The following is a 23,940-nucleotide window of genomic DNA, read 5'->3' on the forward strand; positions in this document are numbered from 1 at the left end:
TATTATTTCTTTTTAATGGTGACCTCGAAGAGCTTATCCCAGTTTTTACCCGTCACAAAAATGGTCTGGCGCTCTGGGTTGTATGCAATCCCGTTTAAAACATCTAAATCGTCGTGCTGTGTTACCAATTTTTTGAGGGGTTTAAAATCAATTACACCTTCAACACCGCCAGTTTCAGGATTTATAATTACCACGCCATTGCGCTGATAGATATTGGCAAATATTTTGCCATCGACCCACTCCAGTTCGTTAAGACTAGGGATTTTACCTTTTTCGGTGTAAACTTCGATATGACCTTTTTCCGTAAGGTCATCGGGGTTTAAGATCCAAATTTTTTCAGTACCATCTGACTTGTACAAGACGTCTCCATTATTGCAGATTCCCCAACCTTCCTTACTTGTTCCATATTTGAAACTGCTTAATTTCTCAAAGGTGTTGACATCATAAATAAATCCGGTTCTAGCGCGCCATGTTAACTGATAGATTTTATCGTTGAGAATAGTCAAGCCTTCACCAAAATACTTGTCGCCCAAATTTAAATTCTTCAAGACTTCTCCAGTTTCAAAATTGATTTTTCTAAGTTTAGACTGTTCGTACTGACCCGTGCTCTCAAAAAGCTCATTCTTATAAAATTCTAGACCTTGTGTGTAAGACGTAATATCATGGGGATATGTGTTTACAACTTCATAGCTGTATATTGTTGGAACAACATTATTGAAAACTTTTATGGATTTTGAAATGGTGTCGGTACGATCACCATACCTAATTTGGGCTGTTATGGTTTTGTTTCCTAATGTGACCCCTTCTAAAATGTCATTTGGACCAATTGGTTTTTCGTCTATTTTGTAATTGACTTCAGATATACTTAATTGCTTAGGGTTGTTAATTTCTAATTTTAAGGTGTCACCTAGCCTAAACGACGATTCACTTGTATTAATTGAAAATGGAGAGCTTTCTTGCGATTTTTTATCGCCGCAAGTGAAACTAATAAGCGCTAATAAAATAAGAATTATATGATTGACTGACCGCATGAATTTTTTTATAAATTTTTGTCGAAGTTATTAAATAAAATTCAGTGTAAAAAGCATTGCCCAAGTATTAAAAGATTGTATCTTTGCACCCGGCAAGTCCTACACAACCAGCTCCTGCTTAATCCTCCAGGGCGGGAACGCAGCAAAGGTACGCGGTCGTAGCGGTGTGATGTAGGTAGCTTGCCGTTTTTTGTGCCATAAAATCAAATCTAGGAAGTGCGCTATTAAGACCTTTTTTTGGATTGACCTTTCCGGTGCAACTTCTAATCTCTTTTAAACACTATAATAGTTTAGGAATTTGTATTTTCGGCATGAAAATGTCAATCACATTATGTCTAAAGTAGTTTTGATAACAGGAGGGTCTTCCGGTATCGGAAAATCTGTTGGTGAGTATTTAGTTGACAAAGGATTTCAGGTCTATGGAACGAGCCGAGAGCCTAATAAATATCCCGATTCAAAATTTCCACTTTTAACCTTAGACGTCACCAAACCCGAAACCATTTCGCATTGTATTTCTGAAATGTTAGAACGTACAACTAGAATTGATGTGCTCATTAACAATGCCGGTGCAGGCATTACTGGGCCTATAGAAGAGATTCCAGACCAAGAAATAAAACGAAATTTTGAAACTAATTTTTTTGGTCCTATTAGTGTGATAAAAGCTGTTCTGCCGAGTATGCGTGCGGCAAATTCGGGACTTATTATAAATATTACCTCCATTGCCGGATATATGGGACTCCCGTATAGAGGTATATATAGCGCAAGTAAAGGTGCGCTAGAAATTCTCACTGAAGCGTTTAGAATGGAGCTCAAGCCATTTAACATAGAAATGTGCAATGTTGCCCCAGGAGATTTTGCAACGAATATTGCGGCCGGCCGTTATCATGCACCACTTTTAGACACCTCTCCATACAAGAAGAAATACGGTGAAAACCTTGAGATCATGAATAACCATGTGGATGAGGGCAGTGACCCAAAGGATATGGCCAATGTCATTTATAAAATAATCAACACGGACCGTCCTAAAATACATTATAAGGTAGGTAAGGTTATGCAAAAGTTTTCAATTGTCCTAAAGCGATGTCTCCCAGGCAAGGTTTATGAAAAATTACTCATGAAGCATTACAATCTATAGAAGTTGGTACGCTATTTGAAGTGCTATTTCTAAAATAAGCTGTAATGAAAACTCTAAAATTTTTACCGTTGCTAGGGTGCATTTTACTTTTTGGCTGCAATGATTTTTGGGAATGTCTAATCGATAGAAGACCAGAGCTAGAAAATAAAACTTTTCCAATTGGCTCAACGGAAACCTATTATTATGTCGATGTTTCCGCGGAAATAAAAAATGAACCAAGAGATAATGATTACGACTATTTTTTTGAATTCGCCGAACCCTTACCCGAAGGCTTAGATTTTTTTGTCAATTACAGAACTATAAGTATAGAAGGCACACCTGAAGTAACGGGGACCTATCAAATCGTCTTGAATCTATTTGTTGATGGACCGTTTAGGGATGGCTTTGGTGAAGAAGACTCTGAATTATGTGAATACAACACTTCAAAAACTTACACCTTGATTATTGAGTAATACGGAACAAAGCTTCACATTTATTTGTTAATATGTTTTAACGACTTAATTAAAGTCAAGCCCTTAAGAAGTCGTATTTTTGCAAAATAAAACTTACAACAATTCAAATTTACATTTCATGAAATTTTTTATTGATACAGCCAATCTCGAGCAGATTAAAGAAGCTCAGGATATGGGTATTTTAGATGGTGTTACTACCAATCCTTCCTTAATGGCTAAAGAGGGTATTACTGGAGTTGATAATATCATGAAACATTATGTTGATATCTGCAATATTGTAGATGGTGATGTTTCTGCTGAGGTCATTTCTACTGATTTTGATGGTATGGTTAGGGAGGGGGAAGCTTTGGCAGAACTCCATGATCAAATCGTCATAAAATTACCAATGATAAAAGACGGAATCAAAGCGTGTAAGTACTTCTCTGATAAAGGTATTAAAACCAATGTTACTTTAGTATTTTCTCCAGGTCAAGCTCTTTTAGCGGCAAAAGCGGGTGCTACCTATGTATCCCCTTTTATTGGACGCTTAGACGATATTTCAACCGACGGTCTTAACTTAATTGCTGAGATTCGTCATATTTATGACAACTATTCTTTTGAAACAGAGATTCTAGCAGCTTCCGTGCGTCATACCATGCATATTATTGATTGTGCTAAATTGGGTGCGGATGTTATGACTGGACCATTAAGTTCTATCGTCGGACTTCTAAAGCATCCATTAACCGATATAGGTCTTGAAAAGTTTCTTGCAGATTATAAAAAGGGTAATTAAGCAGGTAGACTTAAAAGTTTTGAAAGAGCATCTTATTTAGTCAATGAGATGCTTTTTTGTGTAAGTTCCTCAAGCGTTTTGTCAAATTTAGAATGGAATATATTAGCATTGGGATGTAAAATATTACTGTTTTCATCAACAATAATAGCTTTATTTAAATAGTTGACAGCTAAAGTTTTAAGCGCTTTTTTGGAGTTCTTGAATTTATATTCTTTTTGTGTAGGGAAATTATAGTTTCTAATGACGTCCTTCCAGTATTTATCGTCGTTGTCGTTAATATAAATGGAAATGAAATCCATATCAGGAAATTTTTCTTTTAATTGCTTCACCTTATAGTGGCTGTTCCTGTACTGTGACTTAGAGTGCGAAGACCAGAAATAAATTATCGTTGGTTTGGTTATTATGGAATTGAGGTTGTGTTCAGTTTGGTCGTAATTTACTAAAGCTAGGTCTGGTAAAGGGTTTCCTTGCCTTAGTAGTTCGAGGTTACTGACCAATTCCATCATGTACTCTTTGTCTTTTTGGTTTGTACTTTTCTGAAGATAATAATCCAACATTTCGGCAGCTTCAGCCTGAGTGTGATTATGGCTGATGTAGTCTCTAGCCTTGTACTTCAATAAGCGATTTTTTATGATTTCATTTTCTATAATACTATCTATTAAATCTAACTTTGATTTGTTGTAATCCATGGAGTGCCTGTTAAACTTACTGTGGTACGCATTGCTTTTGTAATACGCGTTTAAGGCTAGGTTATCTATATGGGAAAATAAAAATCGGTTGTAAGCAAAGAAACTACTTAGGTGAGCAGCGTTGTAGTTTATTGTATCTCGGTAGGAATAAAAGCTTTCAGGTAGATCCTTAACATGAATAAGTTTGTTATTACCAAAATAAGCAAAAGGATAAATTTCCTTATCCGCTAAAGCGCTATAGTTAATGTAGGATTCAATAATGGTCTTAAAAAAATCAGACTCATTATTATTTTCTAGAAATTTATAAAATTCATTCAACTGCTTTTGGCGACGATTTTCAACAAATGCATCGAACTCTTCAGGTTCCATTTTCGCATTCTTTACCAACTTTTTAGCCTCATCATCTATGTATAAATACGTTTTAATGAGATAGTTGTTCTTCTTGGCACCCTCACCTGTAAAAACCAAGGATTCATCAAAGTCATAGGTATTAAGCCTAAACATGATACTGTCATTTGGTTCTACAATAAGCATCTGATATTCCCCGCCATGGGCAATAGTATAGAGACCTGCTTGAACCTCGGGAATTTTATAATTGAATCTGTTGTTGTTGTCTAACATAATGGAGTCCAAAAGTTCTCCATCGGCATCATAAATAGCAACACTGGTATTTTTAGGGTTAACGATTTCGCCACCAATGTAAGCATAAGATTCCTTGTCATTACTACTGAACTTACAGCCAATAGCAATGGCCAATAAAAGAAAAACAGGAACAGCGTATCTGGAGAGCATGAAAGCCTAAGTATAAGTTAGATATCAACAAAAATATGGGTTGGACGGGTCATGTCTTGTTAATGCCTCGTTAAATCTTGTTATACGGTTCATTTATTTCGTCTAATGGCTTTATTTTTCTACTTTTGCGGCAATTTTAAAAGGCAAAATATGTTATCAGTTTCAAATTTATCAGTTCAGTTTGGAAAACGTGTACTTTTCGATGAGGTCAATACTAGTTTCAACTCAGGTAATTGTTACGGTATTATTGGAGCTAATGGTGCAGGAAAATCGACATTTCTAAAGATACTTTCCGGTAAGATGGACCCGACGTCTGGTCATGTTCATTTAGAACCTGGTAAACGTATGTCTGTTTTAGAACAAGACCATAACAAATACGACTCAGATACGGTTTTGGAAACGGTTCTGAAAGGCAACAAGCCGCTTTATAAACTAAAGTCTGAAATCGATGCACTTTATGCTGATTACACGGATGAGAATGCAGAAAAGATAGGAGAGCTACAAGTGCAGTTTGAAGAAATGAACGGTTGGAATGCTGATAGTGACGCAGCTGCAATGCTGTCAAATTTGGGTATCAAGGAAGATTTGCATTATTCATTGATGAGTGATTTAGATGGTAAGCAGAAAGTTCGGGTGCTTTTAGCGCAGGCCTTATTTGGAAACCCCGACGTTTTAATCATGGATGAGCCTACCAATGATCTAGATTACGAGACTATTACTTGGTTAGAAAACTTCTTGGCCAATTATGAAAACTGTGTAATTGTGGTATCTCATGACAGACACTTTTTAGATGCCGTCTGCACACATATTTCTGATATAGATTTCGGAAAGATTAATCATTTTTCAGGAAACTATACCTTTTGGTATGAGTCATCTCAGTTGGCAGCCAGACAACACGCACAGCAAAATAAAAAAGCGGAAGAGAAGAAAAAGGAACTTGAGGAATTTATCCGTAGATTTTCTGCTAACGTTGCAAAATCTAAACAGGCAACCAGCAGAAAGAAGATGATTGAAAAGTTGAATATTGCTGATATAAAGCGTTCTAGTCGTCGTTATCCAGCCATAATTTTTGAGCGTGAGCGCGAAGCTGGTGATCAGATATTAAATGTTAAAGGTCTTTCGGCTAGTTTAGATGGAGAAACGCTTTTTAAAGGTATAGATATCAATCTAAACAAAGGAGAAAAGGTGATTGTATATGCCAAGGATTCTAGAGCAACAACAGCCTTCTATCAAATAATCAATGGAAAACAAAAGGCCGATTCCGGTACCTATGCATGGGGTGTTACCACGACACAGTCTTACTTACCGCTTGACAATAGTGAATATTTCAATAACAAGCTAACTTTGGTTGATTGGTTAAGGCAATGGGCAACCACTGAAGAGGAGCGGGAAGAAGTTTATATTCGTGGATTTTTAGGTAAAATGATTTTTAGTGGAGAAGAAGCTTTAAAAACAGCGAACGTATTATCCGGTGGTGAAAAGGTGCGATGTATGTTAAGTAGGATGATGATGATGAGAGCTAATGTTCTAATGCTAGATGAGCCAACAAATCATTTAGATTTGGAAAGTATTACCGCTTTTAATAATTCTCTAAAGAATTTTAAGGGCACGGTCATGTTAACGACACACGACCATGAGTTCGCACAAACCGTTGGAAATAGAATCATAGAGCTAACACCAAATGGGGTTATTGATAGGTATATGACCTTTGATGACTATATGAACGACAAGAAAATAAAAGAGCAACGTGAAAAAATGTACACGGTTACCGCTTAATGTTTAGAGTTAAAGCCAAAAAACAAACTATACAATTCTTGATGCCAGATTATCTCTATTAGGCCTCCATTTCGGCCTTGACCTGATTTACAACCTGCATAGCCTTTTCTAGTTCATCGTTGTTTACAAAAACCTCTTGCCAACCATTGTTTATGGAGCCTTGGCCACCAAGCCTCTGTGATTCACCTTGGTCCTTAATGATTGGTGTAATTCCAATATTTTCTAATCCAGCTTTGACCCTAGTAACCATAATAAAATTACTCTCAAAAACTTTAGTGTATTCTGATTCTGACATGGCCTTTTTTTATTGAGTTTATGAATAGAAGATACAAAAAATTCTCAAGATTTACAATCTTTTTTAGGTGAGGCTAAACGTTTTTAGGTTCTTATTTTTTTAACGGATTTTAGGAGTGATTTAGCATAGCGTTAACTTTTCCACATAAGAAAATTGACCCCTCGTTTTGTATCTTTATATAACGTCAAATTCTTTAAAATCAATTGTTATGAAATCAAAATTAATGTTAATTCCTCTTGCAATATTATTGCTCTTTAATTGTGCTGTTATTAGACCAGGAGAAGCCGGTATGAAACAAAAATTAGGGGAACTAGAGGATAAGGTAACCACGCAAGGTACTATATGGTATAATCCATTTACAACAAAGGTGGTCAAGGAATCTATTCAAACCAATAATTTAGAACTATCCCTTAATCTACCAACAAAAGAAGGACTTAGTGTTACTTCTGAAATTTCTATTTTATATCGTTTGGAAGTAGATCGTGTTCCAGAAATTCTTGAGAAGATAGGTCCTAATTATACAGGTGTTATTACTAGTGTTTTCAGGTCCGCTTCTGCCGATGTGTGTTCTCAGTTTTTTGCAAAGGATATGCATTCAGGCAGACGTGCCGATATAGAATTGGCTATTCAAGATAAAATGCATGAAAATTTGAATAAGCAAGGCATTAATATTGAGGCTGTACTGATGAAGAGTATTCAATTACCTAGTGGTCTCTCCACTAGTATTGAGCAAAAGCTACAAGCAGAACAAGACGCAATGCGTATGGAGTTTATTTTGCAGCAAGAAAGACTGGAAGCACAGCGCAAAATTATAGAGGCTGAAGGCACTCGTGATGCTCAAAAAATTTTATCTGAAGGCTTAACACCAGCAATAATCAAAATAAGAAGTATCGAAGCTTTCAAGGAATTAGCAAAGTCAGCAAATAGTAAAGTCATTATTACAGACGGAAAAACACCGTATTTAATCAACTCAGAAAAAACTCCAGAAGAACAGTAACGTCTTTTAAAAAAAAACCTCGATTTAGATTTATCGAGGTTTTTTATTTGACCTAAAATTAAGCGTTAAAGTATTTGCTGTCCCAAATTGCTGTGTTGAAATTCTTGCCTGCAGCAAAGCCATAATAAATGACCATGGCGGCTATGGACTTAAACATAAAAAAGAAAATCATTCCCGCTTGGGAAGAGTTTGGCTCATTTGAAAAAATACCCTCTGGAAAAAGTGCCGTAGCAAATAGGCTAACCAACAATGTGGCAATGATAAGATTTGTGAAAGTTTTGTAGGGCCACATTAGTAATTTTCTAAAGGGATTTAAATCATTACCCCACTTATGGACTAAGTAATAATAACCGTTGCCTATTGGAGCAAACAGTAAAGGGTCATCCGCATTTTCCAATTTAAACAATTTAGAAGGCGCTATAATTTTAAAACCCTTTAATTCGGTATTGTGTTCTTTTTCCAACTGCTTTATTTTTGAAACAGCTTCATAAGGCAATTGCCCTTTAAAGTATTTGGAGTCCAAAAAACGCAAGCGATAATCTATACAGATTGTTTTAATATGCTCTATATGGTAGATGTTTTCAGTTGCCAGTAAATCGAAGTTGAAATCATTTCGATCTGACGGTTTTCCCGACTGAAGGGTGTCGACAATGCGTTCATCCTTGCTGTCGTCATTTGTCAAAATATCACGAACAGCATTTAGGATATGGTCTTCAGTAATAGATTTATTTTTTAAGCGACTAAGCTTCTCCTCAATATTCGTCTTTTTCAATAGCATATGCGTTTTTGTTTTTAAAGTTAATAATGAAAATCATCCTGTACAAGTCTTTAACATTTGTGTTTAACATTTCCATTGATATTCTCATTTATTCAGTCATTTACTTAAACAAAATAAGGTTTTGTATTTGTCTTTTAAATTTTAAAAATGATTGCTATAGATGTCGTCTATTGAAAAATAAAAAGATAGTATGTGTAAAAAAATGGAATCGCAGTTTTATTTCATAATTTTAAGATTCGAAAAATAAAACGAATAAAAAGATATGGACAACACAGGAAACCACAACATTAACAGTAGCGATGCAAGTAAGTGCCCTTTTTTGAGTGGCACACAGAAGATAACTGCTGGTGGAGGTACCAAAAATAGAGATTGGTGGCCAAATGAGCTTAAGCTCAATATTTTAAGACAGCATGCTGCAAAGTCAAATCCCCTAGGTGAGACTTTTGATTATGCTAAGGAATTCAACAGTATCGATTTTCAAGAATTGAAGCAAGATGTCATCAACGCCATGACAGACTCTCAAGATTGGTGGCCAGCGGATTATGGTCATTATGGAGGTTTTATGATTAGAATGGCTTGGCACAGCGCAGGAACCTATAGAGTAGGAGATGGCCGAGGTGGTGCAGGCGGTGCTAATCAGAGGTTTGCTCCAATTAATAGCTGGCCAGACAATGGCAACCTTGACAAAGCGCACTTACTCCTATGGCCAATAAAAAAGAAATATGGCAAAAAAATATCTTGGGCTGATTTAATGATTTTGGCAGGGAACTGTGCTCTAGAATCCATGGGCTTTAAGACCTTTGGATTTGCTGCTGGTCGCGAGGATATTTGGGAACCAGAACAAGATGTCTATTGGGGAAGTGAGACAGAGTGGGGTGCAAATGATGAAAGATATGAAGATGGAGAGTTAGAAGGGCACTTGGGTGCTGTAATGATGGGTTGGATTTATGTAAACCCTGAAGGGCCAAATGGTAACCCTGATCCATTAGGTTCCGCTAAAAATGTAAGAGAGACATTTGGCCGTATGGCTATGAACGATGAAGAGACTGTGGCATTAGTTGCTGGAGGTCACACCTTTGGAAAAGCACATGGTGCGGCAGACCCGAACAAATATGTTGGACCAGAACCACATGGAGCTTCCATAGAAGAAATGAGTACAGGGTGGAAAAACTCATATCGTACTGGTGTTCTAGATGATGCCATTACAAGTGGTATAGAGGGAGCTTGGACACCCAACCCAACCCAATGGGACCATGATTATTTTGACGTTCTATTAAATTATGATTGGGAACTTACTAAGAGCCCTGCTGGCGCTCACCAATGGAGACCGACCGCTGAATCTAATGCGAGAATGGCACCAAAGGCGGGTGATCCAAATGGGAAGCAAACCCTTATGATGACCACAGCAGATATTGCTTTAAAAACCGACCCGGCTTATTTGGAAATATCTAAAAAATTCCACAAAGACCACAAAGCTTTTGAGGACGCTTTTGCCAGAGCGTGGTACAAATTAACACATAGGGATATGGGCCCAATTGACCGGTATCTCGGCCCGGAAGTTCCAAAAGAAGAATTATTATGGCAGGACCCTATTCCTAAGGTAAATTACACCTTGAGCGATGCGGATGTTTCTAAACTCAAAAAGATGATATTGGTGTCAGGTCTTTCAATTCCGCAACTAATATCTACGGCATGGGCTTCGGCATCTACATATCGAGATTCTGATAAAAGAGGTGGTGCCAATGGTGGTCGCTTACGATTAGAGCCGCAGCGTAGCTGGGAAGTGAATAACCCTAAAGCGCTAGATAAAGTTCTAAATGTATATGAAGGAATACAAAAAGATTTTTCAGGAACAATCTCGATCGCCGATTTAATTGTGCTTGGAGGTGTAGTAGGTGTTGAGGAAGCTGCTAAAAAGGCTGGTTACGACATTACAGTTCCTTTTTCTGGTGGACGCGGTGATGCATCGCAAGAGCAAACCGATATAGAAAGCTTTAATTATCTAAGACCTTTAGCAGACGGATTCAGAAATTATATTAAATCTGATTTACAAATTGCCGCCGAGGATTTACTAGTAGATCGTGCAAATCTCCTTTCATTGTCTATTCCAGAAATGACCGTGTTGGTAGGTGGTTTAAGAGTGTTGGGCGCTAATTACAATGGGTCAAAGGATGGTGTGTTTACTGACCGAGTAGGCACATTAACTAACGATTTTTTCACGAACATTCTTGACATGGCCTATACTTGGAGTCCATCTGAAGGAGATGAGCGTTACTTCGAAGGAAGAGATCGCAGAACAGGTGAACTTAAATTTACAGCTACCCGAGCTGATTTAATTTTTGGTTCAAATACTGAATTAAGAGCCGTTTGCGAAGTGTATGGCGCCAATGATGGTGAAGAGAAATTCATCAAGGATTTTGTTAAGGCATGGGTTAAGGTTATGAACCTTGATCGTTTTGACTTAAGAAAATAATTTTTGACTCTATTAGAACAATTAAAAGGAATGTGCTGTAAAGTACATTCCTTTTTAAATATTTAGATTTAAAGTTATGAATGCCACCGAATTATTTTTTAGTACAATCCAATCGGGGAATTTAGATAATGTAAAATTACAGTTAACGCATAATCCAGATTTAGTGAACAAAACGGATGCGCGAGGCTTCACACCACTAATTTTCGCTACCTATTTTGGGCAAGATGACATTGCAAAATATCTCATTGATAAGCGTGCAACTATAGACGCTGTAGATGCCTCTGGAAATACTGCCCTAATGGGTGTCTGTTTTAAAGGTAACACTAAACTCACGCGTTATTTATTGAATCACGGAGCTGATGTAAACCTTTCTAATAACAAAGGCACAACGCCTTTGATTTTTTCCTGTATGTACAATAAGATTGAAAGTGTTAAAGTACTATTAGAATATAAAGCCGATTCTTCTGCCAAGGATAGCGAAGGCAAGACCGCCTTAGATTATGCTCGCGAGAACAGCTTTTCTGAAATTGTAGACCTTTTGGAATAGATTACTTGTCTCTCAGCATTTTAATCTTAATCTTGAAAGCTGCGAATATTAAGGTCATAAATGGACTTATGATACTAAAAAAGGCAAATGGAATGTAGGCTGTAGCTCCAGCATATCCGAATAAAACCTTTGAGTGGTAAGCTCCACAAGTATTCCATGGTATAAGCACCGAAGTTACCGTACCGGAGTCTTCAAGTGTTCTACTTAAATTTTCAGGAGCTAGCCCTCTATCTTCATAAGCTTTTTTAAACATTTTACCAGGAACCACTAGTGCTAAATATTGGTCCGATGCTGTGACGTTAAGCGCTAAACAGCTAGCTACAGTACTAGCAAAGAGTCCAAAGATAGATGTTGCTCGTTTCAGCAAGGCATCCGTAATTCTAGAAAGTGCGCCAATGGCATCCATAACACCACCAAAAACCATTGCACAGACAATAAGCCAAATTGTCCCCAGCATTCCCTTCATACCACCAGCCGAAAATAAATCATTCAATTCTTCACTCGTCGTTGTTACCGAGGTGTCTACAGTTAAGGCATTCATTACACCTCGGTAAGCCGATTGAAAATTTAAGGTTTCAGCACCTGCAACAGTTGCTACTATATTTGGTTGAGCAATGATTGCAGCTACGCCTCCTAATAATGCGCCAAGTAATAAGGCGATTAAAGGCGGTGTTTTTTTGATGATCATACCAATGACCAAAACAGGAACAACAAATAGCCATGGGCTTATAGTAAAGGCACCCTTAATGGCATTGAGTTTGTCTGAAATTTGCGGGGATCCTGAAGTATCTATACTAAAACCAATTATAATAAATATAATGAGAGTGATTACTATTGTGGGAATGGTGGTAAGTGACATATATTTGATATGACTAAATAATTCACCGCCTGCCATTGCTGGAGCAAGATTGGTTGTATCACTGAGCGGAGACATCTTATCTCCAAAATAAGCCCCAGAAAGTACCGCACCAGCAGTCATGCCAATGGAAATACCTAACGTTTCCCCAATACCGACTAAAGCTATACCAACCGTCGCTGAAGTTGTCCAGCTACTGCCCGTGGCAATTGAAATTATGGCACAAATTATAACGCATGCAGCCAGAAATATAGTAGGATTTAAAATTTGAAGGCCATAATATATCATTGTTGGTATAATACCACTAATAAGCCAAGTCCCGGCTAGGGCACCAACCATAAGCAAAATCAAAAGGGCACCTGTTGTGGATTTCACATTCTCGGCAACTTCACTTAGCATACGCTTATACGTCACCTTATTCAAAAATCCAACAATCGCGGCTACTGTTGCTCCCATAAGAAGGATAAATTGATTACTTCCACTTAAAGCATCATCTCCATAGACATAAATATTATAAGCTAACATTCCTATTAAAGCAATCACTGGAATTAAGGCCTCCCAAATACTTAGTTCCGTATTCGAAACTATTTTTTGGTCTTCCATTTCAAATTCAGAAATATTCTTTTCGTCTTCCATAGCCCTTATTTTGGTTTGTAATGTTACGATTTTGCCTAGCGATTTGCAAATGCATTAATTGCGTATTTTTACAGCTGTAATTATGGATTCATTAACTCAGATAGTATTAGGAGCTGCTTGTGGTGAAGCAACACTCGGAAAGAAAATAGGGAATAAGGCCATGCTTTTTGGAGCCATTGGTGGTACAATTCCAGACTTAGATGTCATTGTGGGCAGGCTTATTTACAGAAATGAAATACATGCTTTAGTGTTTCACAGGGGTTTTATGCATTCCTTTTTATTCGCTTTTATAGGAGCCTTTGCCTTTGGCTGGCTAGTTTTTAAATTATATGATAAAGGAAAACGGACGGGTACTACGGTCTTAAAGGATTGGATAGGGTTGTTTTTTTGGGCGTTGTTTACACATCCCATTTTAGATAGTTTTACGCCATACGGCACCCAACTTTTTGCGCCTTTTTCCAATTACAAGGTTGCCTTTAACAATATTGCGGTAGTTGACCCTTTGTACACCGTGCCTTTTATAGTGCCTCTGATAATGGCAATGTTCTATAAACGAACACATCAACGTCGGAGACATTTACTTTTTATAGGTGTAGGACTGAGTTCCATATATATGATAGCAACCCTGTTTAACGAAAATTATGTGGAAACAATCTTTGAACAGTCATTAAAGGACAACAAAGTTATGTACGAACGGTTCCAGGTACAGCCAACCATTTTCAACAACGTTTTATGGTATGGTGTTGCTGAGACTAGGTCATTTTATTATTTCGGGTTTTTCTCCCATTTCGATAAGGAGAAAAATTTTAAGAATTGGGCTAGGATAGAAAAACATCATGGCTTACTCCCAATGCAGCACAAGGACTTAGCTTTACTGGCTTGGTTTAGCAATGACTATTACAATATCACCGCAACGAATGAAGAAGATGAATATATTTTTGATGACCTGCGCTATCCTTTACTGAATCCAGACGATGCATCATCCACTTTATTTTCATTCACCCTCATAAAAAGAAGTGGTCGATGGGATATTAAGAACCGCATTCCCAAACTGAACGAAGACCCAACTATCGAATCCCTTTTTGGACCAATGTTCAAAAGATTAAAAGGCGAATAATCCGTGTTTACTCTACACGTGACAATCCATTATCCTTCAATTGATTCTGCTTTTAAAATTTTCAAATCCATCATGCATTGCTTCATCATTTCAAAAGTTCGTTCAATATCGGCGTCTAATCCTATTGAAAATCGAATTAAGCCATGACTTAACCCCATTTCCTTTTGTTCATCTTCAGGTATTTCAGAAGACGTAGAACTTCCTGGGGCAGAGAATAGGGTTTTATAAAACCCTAAGCTTACCGCTAAATAGCCAAGGTTTCGCTCCTGCATTAATTCCATTAATGTATTAGCCTTATCTAAACTGCCAACATCTATAGTTAGCATGCCACCGAAGCCATAGGCCTCGTTCATCATAGTTTTAAACAACTCGTGCGACGGATGGGCTGCTAAACCAGGATATACAGGTTTTAATCCTAAACCTTCAAATTTTTGAGCTAAAAAGAGAGCATTTTTACTATGTTGCTGCATCCTAATATGTAAGGTTCTAAGATTTTTTAAAATAGAAGCTGAACGCAAGCTATCCATTGTAGAGCCAAGTAACATTGCGGCCCCATCATTGACGTTTCGTAACTCATCTATAAAATCTTGTGTGCCGCAGATAACACCACCAACAGTATCACTTGACCCATTAATGAATTTCGTAAGACTGTGGATTACGATATCTGCTCCTAATTTTTTTGGCGAAATAGATAAAGGAGAAAAGGTGTTATCGACAACGAGTTTTAAGCTATACTTATTGGCTATTTTTGCCAAGCCTCTGATATCGGCAACTTCCAATAAGGGGTTGCTGACCGATTCGCAGTATAAAACTCGAGTGTCTTTTGTTATGGCAGCTTCAACAACCTCTAATTTAGTGATATCGACAAAACTTGTGTTGATACCCAAACGCGGAGCGAAATTTTTTAAGAAAGCATAGGTCCCTCCGTAAATTGTCCTGCTGCTCACAACATGTTCGCCGTTTCCACAAAGCTGCATTAATACTGCTGTGATAGCTCCCATTCCTGATGACGTTACGGTAGCTGTTTCTGTCCCTTCCATTGCCGCTAAGGCCTCACCGAGATATAAATTTGACGGTGATGAATGGCGAGAGTATAAATAACATCCATCGGCATTACCTTCAAAGGTATCGAACATAGTTTTAGCCGATAAAAAGGTATAGGTGGATGAGTCTGAAATAGATGGATTCACCCCTCCGAATTCTCCAAAATATTGTAAGTCTTGTATTTGATTTGCGGGTTTAAACGTCATGAGTATATATTGTTGATTTATATCAAAATTCGATATAATTAGTTTAAAAATCAATTGAACTATGTATGTTTAGAAAAAACATCTATAAAAATTGCATTTATTAAAAATTTAATCTATAATTATAAGGTAGACTCTTACAATAACTGAAAAAACCACATTATGCAGCTCGACACAACTGACAAGGATCTTCTCAAATTATTACAGCAAGATTGTAAAAGAACCACTAAGGCACTATCAAATGAATTGGGGCTCTCTGTAACCGCTGTCTATGAGCGGATTAAAAAGCTTGAAAAGCACAAGGTAATAGACCACTATGTGGCCTTGGTTAATAAAGAAGCCATTGATAGAAATTTTATAGCATTTTGCCATGTTAAACTTGTGCAGCACTCACAGGATTACGTTATGAAATTTGAACGCGAGGTGGCTAGACTAGAAGAGGTTTTGGAGTGCTATCACATGAGTGGTGATTATGATTATATTTTAAAGGTATTAGTGAGGGACATGAAGGAATTCAGGGAATTTATGGTGGCTAAATTGACCAAAATAGACCATATAGGAAGTACGCACAGCATGTTTGTGATTAATGAAGTTAAATATACCACCTTACTTAATTTTTAACTTAGCGGTATCGATGCTTGTTGTTAAGCCCAGTTTTATTTTTGATATCTTCGAAAACTATTTTAAGGCCTATGGATTTTAAAACAATTGAAGTATTATACGAGGACATATTTAAATCCTATAATAATCCTTTTCTCAGTGAGCACATAAAGAAAATAATTGAGTTAGATGTTTATTTACCCTATAGTTCTACATTCTTTTGTATTACTAATACCCAAGATTTAAATTTCGAATATATCAGTAAGAACATGCACGCTTGTCTTGGTCTTGACCGTCATGAGCTCAAGTCAAAAGGAATGCGCTTTTTCTGGTCAAGAATGCACCCTGAGGATATTGAAATGTGGCTTAAAGCATTAAATGACCTGATGAATTACACCTTAAGTTCTATCGCTGTTGAAGATAGAAATAATATGACCTATACCTGGAATTACAGGTTAAGGAATGGTAATGACGACTACGTAAATATTGTACAAAACACGACTCCCTTAGAATTTGATAAGGACAATAAACCAATAATAGGACTGGCTCATTATACGGTATTACATCATGAAATTCCTACACAGGTTTGTGCTACGGCCAAACTTTTAAACGATAACAAGGAATATGTAACTAAGTTTTTTAATAATTATTCTCAAAAATTATTAACTGATGGCATTAGTAACCGAGAACGCGATATCATCCGCTTATTGGTTTTGAATAAATCCAGTAAGGAAATCGCGGAGAAGTTAAGTATCAGTCCTAATACCGTGGACACCCATAGGAGAAATATTCTAAAGAAACTAAATATTTCTTCTACAGGCGAGTTAGTGGGTATGTTAAAGCTCAATCATAATCTAATTTAGGGAATTCATTTATTAACAGCTTACCTTAAGAGATAGAATTAATGATAGTCTCTTTTTGATGGGTTGCGGAATGTAATTTACTCAATTTGAGTATTGCCTTTAACCGAATATTTTTAGACTTTTGTTGTGCTATTAATTAGTTTCTAAGGGGAACTAGATACAAGTGTCTTGCTTCAAAGTGGTTATCACTTTTACAAGGCACTTTATTTTTCTAAGGCAGTCCTATAAATTTCTTCTAGGTCTATTAAAATTACTTGCAGTTCATATGCAAAAACTATATCTAAATCGTACTTTTGTAGTCCTTTTAACCTGATAAAAAAAATTATTTTATGAATTCATATGATGTGGTAATTATTGGCTCCGGTCCTGGTGGTTATGTCGCAGCAATTCGCTGTGCTCAATTGGGAATGAAGACGGCCATTATTGAAAAATACGCAACACTTGGTGGTACCTGCTTAAATGTTGGTTGTATTCCCAGCAAGGCTCTTTTAAGTTCGTCTCACCATTATGAAGAGGCAACAAAGCATTTCGAAGAGCACGGTATTGAAATCCCAGGAGACATCAAAGTGAATTTGGAAAAAATGATTGCCCGTAAACAGGCCGTTGTAGATCAAACTACAGGTGGTATAAATTACTTAATGGACAAGAATAAAATTGACGTTTATGAAGGTTTAGGGTCTTTTAAAGATGCAACCCATATCAATGTGGCTAAAAACGATGGGTCAACAGATACTATCGAGGGAAAGCATATCATTATAGCTACGGGAAGCAAGCCTAGTAACTTGCCATTCATTACATTAGATAAAGAACGAATTATAACATCTACGGAAGCCCTTAAGCTTAAGGAAGTTCCAAAGCATATGATCATTATTGGCGGTGGTGTTATCGGTTTAGAATTGGGACAAGTTTACTATCGCTTAGGCGCAGAAGTTACCGTGATTGAATATATGGACCGTATTTTACCAACCATGGACGCAGGTCTGTCCAAGGAGTTGAATAAAGTCTTTAAAAAAGCGAAGTGCAATATGATGATGTCGCACAAGGTGCAGTCTGTTGAGCGTAAAGGTGATGAAGTGGTTGTGAAAGCTGAAAATAAAAAAGGTGAAGTTGTTGAATTTAAAGGGGATTACTGTTTGGTATCTGTTGGGCGCAGACCTTATACGGAAGGATTAAATACTGAAGCAGCTGGTGTTAAAATAAATGATAGGGGACAGATCGAGGTTAATGAGCATTTACAGACATCAACTTCAAATATCTACGCTATTGGCGATGTTGTTCGTGGCGCTATGCTAGCGCATAAAGCTGAAGAAGAAGGTGTTTTCGTCGCTGAGACTTTGGCTGGTCAGAAACCACATATTGATTACAATCTAATTCCCGGTGTTGTTTACACTTGGCCTGAAGTTGCTGCAGTAGGAAAAACAGAAGAGGAATTGAAAGCTGATAATGTAGCCTATAAAGTTGGTCAATTTCCATTTAGGGCCTTAGGGAGAGCTAGGGCAAGTGGCGATATAGATGGGTTTGTCAAAATCCTGGCAGACAAGACAACCGACGAGGTTCTTGGTGTGCACATGATTGGTGCACGTTGCGCGGATTTAATTGCAGAGGCTGTAACTGCTATGGAATTTAGGGCTTCAGCCGAGGATATTTCACGGTATTCACACGCGCATCCAACATTTGCAGAGGCTGTAAAAGAAGCGGCACTCGCAGCAACTGATGATAGAGCATTACACGTATAAGTTTTTAAATTGAATTTAAAAAGCGAACTCTGACAGTTCGCTTTTTTTTAGTTAGTCATATGAAAAAAGTAATAGGAATTATAATAACTCTAGTCGTTTTTAGCTGTTCCCCAAAGTTGAAAAGTAAAATAGCCACCACACTACCACCTTTAGATGATAATGCTTTAATTGTAGTCTTGGATATAACAGATGATCAAACTATTTCTGGAGATATTATAGGAAATCTTGAGGCTAAGGATAGTGGTTTGGCAGTTAATTGTACGTATTATGAAAATATAAAGAATTTAAAAGCTTTGGCAAGAGCGGAAGGAGCCAACCTTATAAAAATCACAGAACATAAGCTACCAGACGGCTGGAGCACTTGCCACAGACTCAAAGCTACAATCTATAACGTAAATCAACCTAAGTCTTATGAGACCCAAATTGAATGGCGTGCAGATAGAAAGCTAACTTGGGATGATTTTAAAGGTGAGCCAGACTTAGAAAATTTTCCCAATGCTTTGGCTCTAACCAATTCAGGATTTGGATATGAATCTGGAATAAGTATGTTTAAACAGGGTGAGGTTTTTGTGCAAAGTGTATTTTATAATAATTCGAGTTGGGTATTGCCAGAAGGTAGAAATGATTATGTTTTAAGGCACGAGCAGATTCACTTTGACATTACTGAAATTTATTCTAGAAAATTGCGAAAGGCGTTAGCCGATTCCAAAGTAACAAGCGATGATATGCTACGTGCTAAAGTTATTTTTGACCAAATATTTCAAGAGCTTCAAAAGCGTCAAGATAAATATGACAGGGAAACAAAGCACGGCGACAAAAAGCATACCCAAGAAAATTGGGAAGCCATCGTAGAACTGGAATTAGAAAAGTACGCCTTGTACAGAGCTCCAGATTAATTAGAGTTCTTGTATTAAATCAGCTATTCGCAATCGTTTGCTGTAATCATTTTCGTTGATATCCCTCACAAAGCAATACGGGCTTATTTCCTCCTTTTTTACTTTTTCGTTTAGTTTTTCAACTTTAAAAGGGCCAAACTCCTCAGCTTTTTCTATATAATAGAACTGGTGTTCATAAATAACATTACTGACTTTTTTGCGGTATTTTGCCTTAAGAAAATTGTTGATGTCGTCAACTGAATTCACATCTTCATTATAATCTGTTGTATTTATGAATAAAGCGAAGTCGTCCTTATTTTGATAATCAAGAACCAAAATATCATTGTCTTTAAAGTAGGCTTTTACGACAATGAGACCATCTTCAGTTTCTACGGTAAATACATTTTGCATGTCTATTTCCCAAGAAGTATTTATGACATCATCTTGTCTCGTTATTTCAAGAATGTTATCGTTTTTGAAGGTATAGACCGATTTTTTTTCAGAAATCCCGTTCACTAGAACCCAATTCTGGTTTATAAAATGCGTTTTATAGTGTTCTGAATAATCAAACGGCTTTAGGTTGGGTATGGCAGTGTAAAGAAAATTATTCATAAGTAGATGGCTTTAAGGCTACTTAAAGATAAAAATGATTTTTGAAAATAGGTATTGAAAATAGTTAAAGTCTAACTAAAAACAGATGAAATTCAAATCCAATACCAATTTCCTCGATAAAGGGTAAGGTATATTTATAAGGAATTAAACCTCTGAAAATGAAGCAAGATCTTTATTTTTGAACAAATCTTAAATTTTGGAAGCACTTACCCTAACAACACCTGCACTTTTGTTTTCTGCTATTTCTTTAATCATGCTTGCCTATACTAATCGTTTTTTGGCTTACGCAGCGGTTATAAGAAACCTGAGTGAAAAATATAAAAAACGTCAAGAGGAGTCCTTAAGACGTCAGATTAATAATTTAAAATTAAGGCTTAATCTTACGCGCTATATGCAGATACTAGGTATTTCTAGTTTATTGCTATGCGTGCTCACCATGTTCCTGATTTATATAAATGAACAAGTATTGGCAATTTGGATTTTCGGTATTGCTTTGGTGCTATTAATATTATCCTTGGCCTTGCTCATTTGGGAAATTCAGATTTCGGCAAGGGCCTTAAGCCACCATTTGAATGACATTGAAAGTCATTTAAAAAAATAACCGTAGTACAGGTTGGTTATTTTGATTTGAACGTCAATCATTCTTGCAAGAAAAATATTTTTTAAACTTGATTTAGAAACAGTAAAATCTCTTAAAGTTATTTCAGTATTTTTGACAAATCCTAGTATAGGCCAAACGTTATTACCATAAAATATATGCGATATCAAGTGCACTTGCAGGATCAACTATAAGGTTAGGGTTATAGATTTTATCTTGAGATAAATATGGTCCTGCGCACTTGAAACATTAAACCTCTTCATTGGAAGAGGTTTTTTATTTCCGTTTTTTATTGCGTCGATTATAATTTTTATCTCCTTTGGTTTTTGGTTTTTTGTACTTCTTCGTTATATCACGTCTATAGGAACCACCAAGATTTTCTTTTTTGTTTTTTGTTTTTTTCTCATGAAATGCTGGCCCCGTAGTATCATCTAATCGTTTTGTTGGGTTGTGACGTTCTTTAACTACAGGCCGTTCTTCAGGTGCCAGTTCCTTTGAAACCTCTACACCTTCTGGTAGTGTATTGGTTTTTATTTGCATTTGCATTAATTCTTCAATCTTAGCTCTAAAGGTTTGTTCCTGCTCAGTTGAAAATAGGATGGATTGACCCTTTTTTTCAGCGCGACCTGTTCGTCCAATGCGGTGCATATAATTTTCAGGATATTGAGGGGTGTCAAAACTGATTACATGGGTCACGTCGTCAATATCCAAACCTCTAGCCATAACATCTGTGGCCACTAAAATACGGTGTATGCCATTTTCAAAATTTTCAATACTCCGCAATCTGTAGTTTTGGGTTTTGTTAGAGTGAATGACACAAACGTCACCACCAAAACGTGCTTCAAGCATGTCATACAAACGGTCGGCTATTTTTTTATAGCCCACAAAAATTAAAACCTTGTTGAAGTTATTATGGTCTTCAAGTAAATATGTCAGTAGATTTACTTTGGTGTAAAAATTTGGAACGTCATAACGTAATTGTTCTATATTTTCCAATGGTGTTCCAGACACGGCCACTGATACTTTTTGAGGGTTAATGAAAAAGTCCTGTATTAGTGCGTCAACATCACTGGTCATGGTGGCTGAAAACATAATATTCTGTCTTCGTTCAGGCAAAATATCAAATATGTTCATCAGTTGGTGTCTAAACCCTAAGTCTAGCATCACATCAACCTCATCAATCACTAATTTTTGAATGGATTTCAGCTGTAGCACCCGGCTAACGGCCAAATCATATAGCCGTCCAGGAGTGGCTACAATAATATCCTGACCCTGTGCTACGGCTTGTTTTTGCGTATTAATATTGGTTCCGCCATAAACGCCCAAAACACGGTTATTTATGTATTTAGATAGTTTTTCAATTTCATTGACAACCTGCACCACCAGTTCCCTTGTGGGTACAAGAACTAGAACCCTTGGATTGTCCTGTCTAGAATATTTTAGATGTCGTAATATAGGGAGCATGTAAGCAAAGGTCTTTCCCGTGCCCGTTTGTGCAATACCGACCATATCCTTTCCTGAGGCTACAAGATTAAAAGCTTGCGCCTGTATGGGGGTTGGTTTTTCAAAACCCAGGTCTTCAATGGCGTTATATAATGGTGTATTTAAATTAAGGTCTTGAAAGGTCACAGGACTAATGTCTTTTCCGCAAAGATAAGGTTTCGGATTTTAGTGCTCATTTAATTTTAGGAGCTTAATGCCAGCGCTTTTATTTCAAAATTAATTTTGAGTACTTTGCAGCAAGATTTCATCTATTGAGGACGACCGTATATCACCATTTAAATAATACCGAAAAATTTAAAGCGCAGTTATTGAACTGGAGTGAACAGTTTGATGATGTCGTTTGGCTAGACTCTAATCAACATCATTTAAAATACAATGACTATGAGGCTGTTTTAGCAGTTGATGCCTTTACATCCATAAGAACGGATTACTTTGATGCATTTGAACAACTAAAGGACTACCAAACAACCATTCAAGATTGGATTTTTGGCTATCTAACTTACGATTTAAAAAATGATATTGAAGAGTTGTCCTCAGGTAATTTTGATGGTCTTAACTTTCCGGATATGTATTTCTTTCAGCCTAAAAAACTATTTTTAATAAAGAACGGAAAAGTTGAATTGAAGTATTTAAAAATGGTTGACGATGAGATTAAGGCAGATTTAACTGCAATAGAATCCGCAGTCTCCTTTAGTATAGCGAGAAAGTCAGAAGAAACGAACCCAATTAAAATAAAACTGAGAATCCATAAAGATGACTATTTTGAAAAGGTGAGGGATATGCTGGCCCATATCCATCGCGGGGATATTTATGAAGCCAATTTCTGCCAAGAGTTTTATGCGGAGGAATCCCACCTTAACCCTATTGAAACCTTTATTAAACTCAACAAGATTTCGCAACCACCTTTCGCTACCTTTTTTAAAATGGAAGACAAGTATCTTTTGTCTGCCTCACCAGAGCGGTATTTAAAAAAGAGTGGAACAAAATTGATTTCGCAACCTATTAAGGGTACGGCTAAACGTTCAAAAGATAAAGGAGAAGATGAACGTTTTGCCCTAGACTTAGAGCAAGATGAAAAAGAACGCAGCGAAAATATTATGATTGTGGATTTGGTACGCAACGACTTATCACATACTGCGACAAAGGGAAGTGTGGAGGTAGAGGAATTGTGTAAGGTGCATTCATTTCTCCAAGTGCACCAAATGATTTCTACGGTGACTTCCCAGGTGAGCAAGGACACCCATCCCGTCGATATTATAAAAACAAGTTTTCCCATGGGGAGCATGACCGGAGCACCTAAAATTTCTGCTATGAAAATAATCGAGGAATTAGAAGAGACCAAACGTGGTCTCTATTCAGGTTCTGTAGGGTATTTTACACCAGATGGTGATTTCGACTTTAACGTCGTAATTCGCAGTATACTGTACAATAGGAGCAAAGGATATATATCGTATTCTGTGGGGAGTGCCATTACTGCAAAAAGTGAGCCCTTAAGAGAATATGAGGAATGTTTGGTGAAAGCTAGAGCCATGCGTGAAGTATTAGAAAACAATTAGCAGC

22 protein-coding genes and 1 other RNA gene are annotated in these 23,940 nt (G+C 37.0%); 15 read left to right on the forward strand and 8 right to left on the reverse strand.

Annotated features, from left to right (window positions below; all coding sequences use genetic code 11):
- Positions 1-2: 2 nt before the first annotated feature.
- Positions 3-1,031, reverse strand: a complete 1,029-nt coding sequence (locus CA834_RS04690) for a glutaminyl-peptide cyclotransferase (RefSeq protein WP_094967513.1) — start codon at positions 1,029-1,031, stop codon at positions 3-5.
- Between the two features lie 90 nt (positions 1,032-1,121).
- Here CA834_RS04690 and ffs point away from each other — a divergent pair.
- The 4 genes from ffs to fsa all read left to right on the forward strand — a co-directional run bounded on the left by ffs (position 1,122) and on the right by fsa (position 3,390).
- Positions 1,122-1,220, forward strand: an RNA gene (gene ffs, locus CA834_RS04695) — signal recognition particle sRNA small type.
- 142 nt (positions 1,221-1,362) lie between these two features.
- Positions 1,363-2,166, forward strand: a complete 804-nt coding sequence (locus CA834_RS04700; protein ID WP_094967514.1) for an SDR family oxidoreductase — start codon at positions 1,363-1,365, stop codon at positions 2,164-2,166.
- Positions 2,167-2,210: 44 nt separating this feature from the next.
- The gene (locus CA834_RS04705; RefSeq protein WP_094967515.1) at positions 2,211-2,618 is read left to right on the forward strand and encodes a hypothetical protein; all 408 of its coding nucleotides are present in this window, start codon (positions 2,211-2,213) and stop codon (positions 2,616-2,618) included.
- 118 nt (positions 2,619-2,736) lie between these two features.
- Complete coding sequence (gene fsa, locus CA834_RS04710; RefSeq protein ID WP_094967516.1) at positions 2,737-3,390, forward strand: fructose-6-phosphate aldolase; 654 nt, start codon at positions 2,737-2,739, stop codon at positions 3,388-3,390.
- Positions 3,391-3,422: 32 nt separating this feature from the next.
- On the opposite strand, the gene CA834_RS04715 is transcribed toward fsa, so the two are convergent.
- Entirely contained in the window at positions 3,423-4,871 is a 1,449-nt protein-coding gene (locus CA834_RS04715; protein ID WP_094967517.1) for a thioredoxin-like domain-containing protein, read from the reverse strand.
- A gap of 150 nt (positions 4,872-5,021) precedes the next feature.
- On the opposite strand from CA834_RS04715, the gene CA834_RS04720 reads away from it, so the two are divergent.
- Positions 5,022-6,647, forward strand: a complete 1,626-nt coding sequence (locus CA834_RS04720; RefSeq protein ID WP_094967518.1) for an ABC-F family ATP-binding cassette domain-containing protein — start codon at positions 5,022-5,024, stop codon at positions 6,645-6,647.
- Positions 6,648-6,705: 58 nt separating this feature from the next.
- Here CA834_RS04720 and CA834_RS04725 read toward each other — a convergent pair whose 3' ends face one another.
- Positions 6,706-6,942, reverse strand: coding sequence for a putative signal transducing protein (locus CA834_RS04725; protein WP_094967519.1), 237 nt, complete (start codon positions 6,940-6,942; stop codon positions 6,706-6,708).
- A gap of 208 nt (positions 6,943-7,150) precedes the next feature.
- Between CA834_RS04725 and CA834_RS04730 the strand changes: the two genes are divergently transcribed.
- Positions 7,151-7,939 (forward strand): prohibitin family protein, encoded by a 789-nt coding sequence (locus CA834_RS04730; protein ID WP_094967520.1) that lies wholly within the window; start codon positions 7,151-7,153, stop codon positions 7,937-7,939.
- Between the two features lie 58 nt (positions 7,940-7,997).
- Here CA834_RS04730 and CA834_RS04735 read toward each other — a convergent pair whose 3' ends face one another.
- Complete coding sequence (locus tag CA834_RS04735) at positions 7,998-8,717, reverse strand: hypothetical protein (RefSeq protein ID WP_094967521.1); 720 nt, start codon at positions 8,715-8,717, stop codon at positions 7,998-8,000.
- 262 nt (positions 8,718-8,979) lie between these two features.
- On the opposite strand from CA834_RS04735, the gene katG reads away from it, so the two are divergent.
- Positions 8,980-11,190, forward strand: coding sequence for a catalase/peroxidase HPI (katG, locus tag CA834_RS04740; RefSeq protein WP_094967522.1), 2,211 nt, complete (start codon positions 8,980-8,982; stop codon positions 11,188-11,190).
- 76 nt (positions 11,191-11,266) lie between these two features.
- On the forward strand, positions 11,267-11,737 hold the full coding sequence (locus CA834_RS04745; RefSeq protein WP_094967523.1) for an ankyrin repeat domain-containing protein: 471 nt from the start codon (positions 11,267-11,269) through the stop codon (positions 11,735-11,737).
- Position 11,738: 1 nt separating this feature from the next.
- Here the strand turns inward: CA834_RS04745 and nhaC are convergent, their stop codons facing one another.
- A complete protein-coding gene (gene nhaC / locus CA834_RS04750; protein WP_094967524.1) occupies positions 11,739-13,229 on the reverse strand; it encodes a Na+/H+ antiporter NhaC in 1,491 nt (496 codons plus the stop codon).
- A gap of 82 nt (positions 13,230-13,311) precedes the next feature.
- On the opposite strand from nhaC, the gene CA834_RS04755 reads away from it, so the two are divergent.
- Entirely contained in the window at positions 13,312-14,346 is a 1,035-nt protein-coding gene (locus CA834_RS04755; RefSeq protein WP_094967737.1) for a metal-dependent hydrolase, read from the forward strand.
- 29 nt (positions 14,347-14,375) lie between these two features.
- Here the strand turns inward: CA834_RS04755 and CA834_RS04760 are convergent, their stop codons facing one another.
- On the reverse strand, positions 14,376-15,596 hold the full coding sequence (locus tag CA834_RS04760) for an aminotransferase class I/II-fold pyridoxal phosphate-dependent enzyme (protein ID WP_094967525.1): 1,221 nt from the start codon (positions 15,594-15,596) through the stop codon (positions 14,376-14,378).
- Positions 15,597-15,755: 159 nt separating this feature from the next.
- On the opposite strand from CA834_RS04760, the gene CA834_RS04765 reads away from it, so the two are divergent.
- From CA834_RS04765 to CA834_RS04780, 4 genes are all read left to right on the forward strand, one after another.
- A complete protein-coding gene (locus tag CA834_RS04765; RefSeq protein ID WP_094967526.1) occupies positions 15,756-16,214 on the forward strand; it encodes an Lrp/AsnC family transcriptional regulator in 459 nt (152 codons plus the stop codon).
- 71 nt (positions 16,215-16,285) lie between these two features.
- Complete coding sequence (locus tag CA834_RS04770) at positions 16,286-17,056, forward strand: LuxR C-terminal-related transcriptional regulator (RefSeq protein WP_094967527.1); 771 nt, start codon at positions 16,286-16,288, stop codon at positions 17,054-17,056.
- A gap of 329 nt (positions 17,057-17,385) precedes the next feature.
- Entirely contained in the window at positions 17,386-18,792 is a 1,407-nt protein-coding gene (gene lpdA, locus CA834_RS04775; RefSeq protein ID WP_094967528.1) for a dihydrolipoyl dehydrogenase, read from the forward strand.
- A 59-nt stretch (positions 18,793-18,851) separates the two neighbouring features.
- Positions 18,852-19,688, forward strand: a complete 837-nt coding sequence (locus CA834_RS04780) for a DUF922 domain-containing protein (protein WP_110476926.1) — start codon at positions 18,852-18,854, stop codon at positions 19,686-19,688.
- Here the strand turns inward: CA834_RS04780 and CA834_RS04785 are convergent, their stop codons facing one another.
- The gene (locus CA834_RS04785) at positions 19,689-20,279 is read right to left on the reverse strand and encodes a hypothetical protein (protein ID WP_094967530.1); all 591 of its coding nucleotides are present in this window, start codon (positions 20,277-20,279) and stop codon (positions 19,689-19,691) included. It lies immediately after the preceding gene.
- Positions 20,280-20,475: 196 nt separating this feature from the next.
- Here CA834_RS04785 and CA834_RS04790 point away from each other — a divergent pair, with 196 nt between their 5' ends.
- Positions 20,476-20,880, forward strand: a complete 405-nt coding sequence (locus tag CA834_RS04790; RefSeq protein WP_094967531.1) for a DUF2721 domain-containing protein — start codon at positions 20,476-20,478, stop codon at positions 20,878-20,880.
- A 273-nt stretch (positions 20,881-21,153) separates the two neighbouring features.
- On the opposite strand, the gene CA834_RS04800 is transcribed toward CA834_RS04790, so the two are convergent.
- A complete protein-coding gene (locus tag CA834_RS04800) occupies positions 21,154-22,506 on the reverse strand; it encodes a DEAD/DEAH box helicase (protein ID WP_094967533.1) in 1,353 nt (450 codons plus the stop codon).
- A gap of 125 nt (positions 22,507-22,631) precedes the next feature.
- Between CA834_RS04800 and pabB the strand changes: the two genes are divergently transcribed.
- The gene (pabB, locus tag CA834_RS04805; protein ID WP_094967534.1) at positions 22,632-23,936 is read left to right on the forward strand and encodes an aminodeoxychorismate synthase component I; all 1,305 of its coding nucleotides are present in this window, start codon (positions 22,632-22,634) and stop codon (positions 23,934-23,936) included.
- Positions 23,937-23,940: the final 4 nt, after the last annotated feature.

The organism is Winogradskyella aurantia (assembly GCF_002266855.1).
In the GTDB taxonomy this organism is placed as follows: domain Bacteria; phylum Bacteroidota; class Bacteroidia; order Flavobacteriales; family Flavobacteriaceae; genus Winogradskyella; species Winogradskyella aurantia.

Bases quoted from the DNA above. Each gene is read 5' to 3' on its own strand.
- CA834_RS04690 (WP_094967513.1), bottom strand. From the start codon at position 1,031: ATGCGGTCAGTCAATCATATAATTCTTATTTTATTAGCGCTTATTAGT.
- CA834_RS04700 (WP_094967514.1), top strand. From the start codon at position 1,363: ATGTCTAAAGTAGTTTTGATAACAGGAGGGTCTTCCGGTATCGGAAAA.
- CA834_RS04705 (WP_094967515.1), top strand. From the start codon at position 2,211: ATGAAAACTCTAAAATTTTTACCGTTGCTAGGGTGCATTTTACTTTTT.
- fsa (WP_094967516.1), top strand. From the start codon at position 2,737: ATGAAATTTTTTATTGATACAGCCAATCTCGAGCAGATTAAAGAAGCT.
- CA834_RS04715 (WP_094967517.1), bottom strand. From the start codon at position 4,871: ATGCTCTCCAGATACGCTGTTCCTGTTTTTCTTTTATTGGCCATTGCT.
- CA834_RS04720 (WP_094967518.1), top strand. From the start codon at position 5,022: ATGTTATCAGTTTCAAATTTATCAGTTCAGTTTGGAAAACGTGTACTT.
- CA834_RS04725 (WP_094967519.1), bottom strand. From the start codon at position 6,942: ATGTCAGAATCAGAATACACTAAAGTTTTTGAGAGTAATTTTATTATG.
- CA834_RS04730 (WP_094967520.1), top strand. From the start codon at position 7,151: ATGAAATCAAAATTAATGTTAATTCCTCTTGCAATATTATTGCTCTTT.
- CA834_RS04735 (WP_094967521.1), bottom strand. From the start codon at position 8,717: ATGCTATTGAAAAAGACGAATATTGAGGAGAAGCTTAGTCGCTTAAAA.
- katG (WP_094967522.1), top strand. From the start codon at position 8,980: ATGGACAACACAGGAAACCACAACATTAACAGTAGCGATGCAAGTAAG.
- CA834_RS04745 (WP_094967523.1), top strand. From the start codon at position 11,267: ATGAATGCCACCGAATTATTTTTTAGTACAATCCAATCGGGGAATTTA.
- nhaC (WP_094967524.1), bottom strand. From the start codon at position 13,229: ATGGAAGACGAAAAGAATATTTCTGAATTTGAAATGGAAGACCAAAAA.
- CA834_RS04755 (WP_094967737.1), top strand. From the start codon at position 13,312: ATGGATTCATTAACTCAGATAGTATTAGGAGCTGCTTGTGGTGAAGCA.
- CA834_RS04760 (WP_094967525.1), bottom strand. From the start codon at position 15,596: ATGACGTTTAAACCCGCAAATCAAATACAAGACTTACAATATTTTGGA.
- CA834_RS04765 (WP_094967526.1), top strand. From the start codon at position 15,756: ATGCAGCTCGACACAACTGACAAGGATCTTCTCAAATTATTACAGCAA.
- CA834_RS04770 (WP_094967527.1), top strand. From the start codon at position 16,286: ATGGATTTTAAAACAATTGAAGTATTATACGAGGACATATTTAAATCC.
- lpdA (WP_094967528.1), top strand. From the start codon at position 17,386: ATGAATTCATATGATGTGGTAATTATTGGCTCCGGTCCTGGTGGTTAT.
- CA834_RS04780 (WP_110476926.1), top strand. From the start codon at position 18,852: ATGAAAAAAGTAATAGGAATTATAATAACTCTAGTCGTTTTTAGCTGT.
- CA834_RS04785 (WP_094967530.1), bottom strand. From the start codon at position 20,279: ATGAATAATTTTCTTTACACTGCCATACCCAACCTAAAGCCGTTTGAT.